This window comes from Streptococcus sp. 10824 (assembly GCF_013276595.1).
Classification (GTDB): domain Bacteria; phylum Bacillota; class Bacilli; order Lactobacillales; family Streptococcaceae; genus Streptococcus; species Streptococcus pseudopneumoniae.
The window spans coordinates 1-6,789 of record NZ_VMLH01000051.1 but is presented as its reverse complement, the minus strand read 5'-3'; the positions used below and the strand labels follow the sequence as shown (position 1 = coordinate 6,789).

Sequence of the window (6,789 nt, the reverse complement as noted above, 5' to 3'; positions counted from 1 at the left end):
CTAGATGAACTTTTTAAAGAAATATTAGAGATTAATTTCTGAATAAAAATAGCTGGGAACACATCCTCTTCCTAATAATACGTCTTGTCTTATGTGACATTTTTATACTCTTCGAAAATCTCTTCAAACCACGTCAACGTCGCCTTGCCGTACTCAAGTACAGCCTGCGGCTAGTTTCCTAGTTTGCTCTTTGATTTTCATTGAGTATTATTTCCATTATTTATACTGATATATAAAATAATACGGAAAACTTCTCAAAAGTAAGAATTTCTTTGACAAACCAAAGAAAACGCTTGCACTATTTCCTACTGCATGCTATACTGGTATAAAAATTTATTGATTGGAGAATCATTATGAGAAAAACACCAACTCACACTGAGAAAAAAATGGTCTACAGCATCCGTTCCCTCAAAAATGGAACTGGTTCTGTCCTTATCGGCGCAAGCCTTGTCCTACTTGCTATGGCTACGCCAACTATCTCAGCCGACGAAAGTACACCAACCACTAACGCAAGTAATAGTGAAACTACTACTGCCCTTGCCCAACCTCTTACTGATACAGCAACGAGCACTGGTAAGAAAGAAAGTGATATTTCTTCACCTAATAATGCAAACGCTTCCCTAGAGAAAAAAGAAGAAAAACCTGCAACAGAGCCAACAACTCCTGTTGCAAGCCCAGCCGATTCAGCACCACAAACTGGACAAGATCGTTCAAATGAGCCAACTACTTCTACTAGTCCAGTAGCAACTGAAACTAAGGCAGAAGAACCCATCGAAGACAACTACTTCCGTATCCATGTCAAAAAACTTCCTGAAGAAAACAAGGATGCTCAAGGACTATGGACTTGGGACGATGTTGAAAAACCATCTGAAAACTGGCCAAACGGAGCCCTGTCTTTTAAGGATGCTAAAAAAGACGACTACGGCTATTACCTAGATGTCAAATTAAAGGGAGAACAAGCCAAGAAAATTAGCTTCCTCATCAACAATACAGCTGGAAAAAATCTAACCGGCGATAAATCTATAGAAAAACTAGTTCCAAAAATGAACGAGGCTTGGTTAGACCAAGATTACAAGGTTTTCTCTTACGAGCCACAGCCTGCAGGAACTGTTCGCGTCAGCTACTACCGCACAGATGGCAACTATGACAAGAAATCTCTCTGGTACTGGGGAGATGTGAAAAATCCAAGTAGCGCTCAATGGCCTGACGGAACAGACTTTACGGCTACAGGCAAATATGGCCGCTATATCGACATTCCTCTTAATGAAGCCGCAAGAGAATTTGGATTTTTATTACTAGATGAGAGCAAACAAGGAGACGACGTGAAAATCCGTAAAGAAGATTATAAATTCACAGATTTGAAAAATCATAGCCAAATTTTCCTAAAAGACGATGACGAATCAATTTACACAAATCCATACTATGTCCATGATATCCGTATGACAGGTGCCCAACACGTAGGAACTTCTAGCATTGAAAGTAGTTTTTCAACACTTGTCGGTGCTAAAAAAGAGGATATCCTCAAACACTCCAACATCACTAATCACCTAGGAAATAAAGTAGCTATCACCGATGTTGCAATAGATGAAGCTGGTAAAAAAGTGACCTACAGCGGAGATTTCTCTGACACAAAACACCCATATACTGTTAGCTACAATTCCGGCCAATTCACTACCAAAACAAGCTGGCGCCTGAAAGATGAGGCTTACAGCTATGATGGTAAACTTGGAGCTGATCTTAAAGAAGAAGGAAAACAAGTTGATTTGACCCTCTGGTCACCAAGTGCTGATAAGGTTTCTGTCGTTGTCTACGACAAGAATGACCCTGACAAAGTAGTTGGAACTGTCGCTCTTGAAAAAGGGGAAAGAGGAACTTGGAAACAAACTCTAGACAGCACAAACAAACTCGGAATCACCGATTTCACTGGATACTATTATCAATACCAAATCGAGCGTCAGGGTAAAACTGTTCTTGCACTCGATCCTTACGCTAAATCTCTCGCTGCTTGGAATAGTGACGATGCCAAGATCGATGATGCCCATAAAGTGGCTAAAGCTGCCTTTGTAGATCCAGCCAAACTAGGACCTCAGGACTTGACTTATGGTAAGATTCGCAACTTTAAATCGCGCGAAGATGCTGTCATCTATGAAGCTCATGTGCGTGACTTCACTTCAGATCCTGCCATCGCAAAAGATTTGACTAAACCATTTGGTACCTTTGAAGCCTTTATCGAAAAACTAGACTATCTCAAAGACTTAGGTGTGACCCACATCCAGCTCCTTCCAGTCTTATCTTACTACTTTGTCAATGAATTGAAAAATCATGAACGCTTGTCTGACTATGCTTCAAGCAACAGCAACTACAACTGGGGATATGACCCTCAAAACTACTTCTCATTGACTGGTATGTACTCAAGCGATCCTAAGAATCCAGAAAAACGAATCGCAGAATTTAAAAACCTCATCAACGAAATCCACAAACGTGGCATGGGAGCTATCCTAGACGTAGTTTATAACCATACAGCCAAAGTCGATCTCTTTGAAGATTTAGAACCAAACTACTACCACTTTATGGATGCTGATGGGACACCTCGAACTAGCTTTGGTGGTGGACGCTTGGGGACAACCCACCATATGAGCAAACGGATCCTAGTTGACTCTATCAAATATCTAGTTGATACCTACAAAGTGGATGGCTTCCGTTTCGATATGATGGGAGACCATGACGCCGCTTCTATCGAAGAAGCTTACAAGGCTGCACGCGCCCTCAATCCAAACCTAATCATGCTTGGTGAAGGTTGGAGAACCTATGCTGGTGATGAAAATATGCCTACTAAAGCTGCTGACCAAGATTGGATGAAACATACCGATACTGTCGCTGTCTTCTCAGATGACATCCGTAACAACCTCAAGTCTGGTTATCCAAACGAAGGTCAACCTGCCTTTATCACAGGTGGCAAGCGTGATATCAACACTATCTTCAAAAATCTCATTGCTCAACCAACCAACTTTGAAGCAGACAGTCCTGGAGATGTCATCCAATACATCGCAGCCCATGATAACTTGACCCTCTTTGACATCATTGCCCAGTCTATCAAAAAAGACCCAAGCAAGGCTGAGAACTATGCTGAAATCCACCGTCGTTTGCGACTTGGAAACCTCATGGTCTTGACAGCTCAAGGAACTCCGTTTATCCACTCTGGTCAGGAATACGGGCGTACCAAACAATTCCGTGACCCGGCCTACAAGACTCCAGTAGCAGAGGATAAACAACCAAACAAATCTCACTTGTTGCGTGATAAGGATGGCAATCCATTTGACTATCCTTACTTCATCCATGACTCTTACGATTCGAGTGATGCTATTAACAAGTTTGACTGGACTAAGGCTACAGATGGAAAAGCATATCCTGAAAATGTCAAGAGCCGTGACTATATGAAAGGGTTGATTGCCCTTCGTCAATCTACAGATGCCTTCCGACTTAAGAGTCTCCAAGATATCAAAGACCGTGTCCACCTCATCACTGTCCCAGGTCAAAATGGTGTAGAAAAAGAGGATGTAGTAATTGGCTACCAAATTACTGCTCCAAACGGTGATATCTACGCAGTCTTTGTCAATGCGGACGAAAAAGCTCGCGAATTTAACTTGGGAACTGCCTTTGCCCACCTCAGAAATGCTGAAGTTTTGGCAGATGAAAACCAAGCAGGGCCAGTCGGAATTGCCAACCCTCAAGGACTTGAATGGACTGAAAAAGGCTTGAAATTGAATGCCCTTACAGCTACTGTTCTTCGAGTATCTCAAAATGGAACTAGCCATGAATCAACTGCAGAAGAGAAACCAGACTCAACCCCTTCCAAGCCTGAACATCAAAATGAAGCTTCTCACCCTGCACATCAAGATCCAGCTCCAGAAGCTAGACCTGATTCTACTAAACCATCTGCAACAGTAGCTGATTCAGAAAATAAACCTAGCCAAGCTACAACTGATTCACAAGCTGAACAACCAGCACAAGAAGCACAAGCATCATCTGTAAAAGAAGCGGTTCGAAACGAATCGGTAGAAAGCTCTAGCAAGGAAAATATACCTGCAACCCCAGATAAACAAGCTGAACTTCCAAATACAGGAATCAAAAACGAAAACAAACTCCTATTTGCAGGAATCAGCCTCCTTACGCTCCTTGGTCTCGGTTTCTTACTAAAAAATAAAAAAGAGAACTAAACTAGCCCTCCTATAGAACTATCCCCCAAGCCTTAACGCTCGGGGGATTGATTTTTGCCCTGATAAGCCTATCTATCAAATCATATATTCTACACTATAGGTCGCATCCGAGAGTATTCGTGCCAAAAATTGCTTGGTTCGTTCTTCTTTTGGACGACTAAAGAAATCATGGGCATTATTTTCTTCAACAATTTTCCCACCGTCCATAAAAATAACATGATTGGCTACATCTCTAGCAAAACCCATCTCATGAGTCACTACTACCATAGTAACTCCTTCTTTAGCTAACTGTTTTAAAACATCTAAAACATCCCCTACCAACTCTGGATCCAAGGCCGATGTTGGCTCATCTAATAAAATGACCTCTGGTTTCACAGCAATGGCACGCGCAATACCGATTCGTTGTTGCTGGCCTCCAGAAAGCTGAGAGGGATAGTAAGCTTTATAAGCTAGTAAACCAACTTTTTCTAAGGCAGCTTCCGCACGTTTGATGGCTTCTTCCTTAGGAATTTTCCGAGCAATAATCAAGCCCTCCAAAATATTTTCCAAGGCCGTTTTATTAGCAAATAAATTATAATGTTGAAAAACAAAGGCGGTCTTCTGGCGAATTTCTAAAATATCTTTTTTGGTCAATTTGCCAAGATCGTATTCTTTATCAGCAAGCTTCAAAGAGCCACTATCGGCTTTTTCTAAATGATTGAGACATCTGAGAAAAGTCGTTTTACCTGATCCAGATGGCCCCAATATTACAACCACATCCCCTTGGTTGACCTTGAGATTAACATCTTCCAGGACTTGTCTGTCTCCAAATTTTTTTGCAACATGTTCTACTTGTAACATTGTCTCCTCCTATGCTAAACCTGTACTGGGCACTACTTGTCCCTTTCTTCTTTGAATATAGCGTTTCTCTAAGATTGAAAAGCCCCATTGAATCAATCCGCAAATAAGAATGTACTGTAAAAAGATCACAAAATAGGATTCAAAATACTGATAACCATAAGACGCTTCAACACGGGCAATGGCTGTAATATCCTTAATGGTCATCACAAAGACCAAAGAGGTTCCTTTTACAATATTTATGACTAGATTAGCCAGATTGGGCAAGGCTGATTGCAAGGCCTGTGGAAAAACAATCCTCACATAAGCCTGACTAGTGGTTAAACCAATCGCTTGTGCAGCTTCTAATTGTCCCTTATCCACAGTCAAAATAGCCGAACGTAAGATTTCTGATAAACTACCTGTTGTCATCAAACTATAGATAATAAAAGCATAATAGATCGGATTGAGTTTAAAGATATCAACATCACTCCCTATGCTTTTGAGAAATTGATTGAGCAAACTCGGAAACAAACTATAAAAGAAAAGAATCAGCAAAATCGGAGGTGTTGCTCTTATAAAAGCTAAATACACGAGAGAGAAAGTTCGAACACCTTTGACTTTATATATTTGTCCCAGAGCTAAAAACAAGGCTGGTCCAAAACTTAAGACCATGGCTACAATCATAATGATTAAGGTGGTTGGCACCCCTTTTAAGGTCTCTAAAAAAGTTTTCGCAATATAGTCTAAATCCATATCCTATCTCCCTTTCGTTTCCAAAGATTTTTCTAACAAGCGACTCAAGAAGGAAACAGCCAAGGCTACACCCCAATAAAGGATGGCAACCGCTGTATAGGTTTCAAGAGAGTAATTCCCCAAATTGCGACTGATTAAGAGATTCCCAGCTCCCATGACATCCACAAAACCAATCGTATAGGCTAGGGCAGCGTCCCGCATCAAATTTAGAATAGCGGTCGTCATATTTGGAAGAGCCACTTGAAAAGCCTGAGGAAAAATGATTCTCCAAAATGTCTGACTAGGGGTCAGACCAATACTGACTCCAGCTTCCATCTGACCTTTGGGAATTGCCTGATAGGACGCCTTAAATACTTCTGCAATGATAGCCGCAAATAGCAAGACCATGGTGAATAAGACGAAGACCGTCTTAGACCAGTTGTTGATATCTAAATTCAGCCACCATTTTAAAAATTCAGGTAAACCATAAAAAACTAAAAACAGTAAGACAATGGGGGGAGTACAGCGAAGAGTGAAAATATAGCCCTTAGAAAGACCTGCAAAAGTCTTGTCTTCTCCCACTTGAGCCCAAGCCAGTAAGCCACCGAAAAGGGAACCAAGGATTGTAGTAAAAAAGAGAATGGACAAGGTCATCGGAAGAGCCTGCCATAAGGTGGGTAAAAATTGGAACACTCTTGAAAAGTCATATGAAACCATGTAAACCTCTTTCTAATACTCAATGAAAATCAAAAAGCAAACTAGGAAACTAGCCGCAGATTGCTCAAAACAGTGTTTTGAGGTTGTGGATAGAACTGACAAAGTCAGTAACCATACCTACGGCAAGGCGACGTTGACGTGGTTTGAAGAGATTTTCGAAGAGTATAACACGCCTGACTGCTCATCTAATCTCTATCAACGTAGCTAAAAACATCTTCTTTGAAGTATTTTTGAGAAAGTTTAGCTAGAGTTCCATCTTCTTTTAATTCTTTAATCGCTTTTTCATACTCTTTAGCAAACTTCT

General features: G+C 41.0%; 5 protein-coding genes and 1 pseudogene. 2 read left to right on the top strand and 4 right to left on the bottom strand.

All coding sequences use genetic code 11. From position 1 onward, the window contains the following. Nucleotides 1-353: 353 nt before the first annotated feature. Entirely contained in the window at nucleotides 354-4,217 is a 3,864-nt protein-coding gene (spuA, locus tag HT701_RS04945; protein ID WP_172931270.1) for an LPXTG-anchored pullulanase SpuA, read from the top strand. 75 nt (nucleotides 4,218-4,292) lie between these two features. Here the strand turns inward: spuA and HT701_RS04940 are convergent, their stop codons facing one another. Genes HT701_RS04940 through HT701_RS04930 form a run of 3 tightly spaced genes read right to left on the bottom strand, consistent with a single transcriptional unit; the run spans nucleotide 4,293 to nucleotide 6,485 of the window. Further along, complete coding sequence (locus tag HT701_RS04940) at nucleotides 4,293-5,057, bottom strand: amino acid ABC transporter ATP-binding protein (RefSeq protein ID WP_050207582.1); 765 nt, start codon at nucleotides 5,055-5,057, stop codon at nucleotides 4,293-4,295. 9 nt (nucleotides 5,058-5,066) lie between these two features. Next, nucleotides 5,067-5,789 carry an amino acid ABC transporter permease gene (locus HT701_RS04935; RefSeq protein ID WP_000362517.1) on the bottom strand — a complete coding sequence of 241 codons (723 nt, stop codon included), beginning with the start codon at nucleotides 5,787-5,789 and terminating at the stop codon, nucleotides 5,067-5,069. A 3-nt stretch (nucleotides 5,790-5,792) separates the two neighbouring features. Then, on the bottom strand, nucleotides 5,793-6,485 hold the full coding sequence (locus HT701_RS04930) for an amino acid ABC transporter permease (protein WP_004256697.1): 693 nt from the start codon (nucleotides 6,483-6,485) through the stop codon (nucleotides 5,793-5,795). 22 nt (nucleotides 6,486-6,507) lie between these two features. Between HT701_RS04930 and HT701_RS11440 the strand changes: the two genes are divergently transcribed. Then, nucleotides 6,508-6,693 (top strand): chlorohydrolase, encoded by a 186-nt coding sequence (locus tag HT701_RS11440; protein WP_078929755.1) that lies wholly within the window; start codon nucleotides 6,508-6,510, stop codon nucleotides 6,691-6,693. On the opposite strand, the pseudogene HT701_RS04920 reads toward HT701_RS11440, so the two are convergent. Continuing rightward, nucleotides 6,671-6,789 (bottom strand): annotated as a pseudogene (locus tag HT701_RS04920) (amino acid ABC transporter substrate-binding protein); the annotation flags it as partial. The gene HT701_RS11440 and the pseudogene HT701_RS04920 overlap by 23 nt on opposite strands.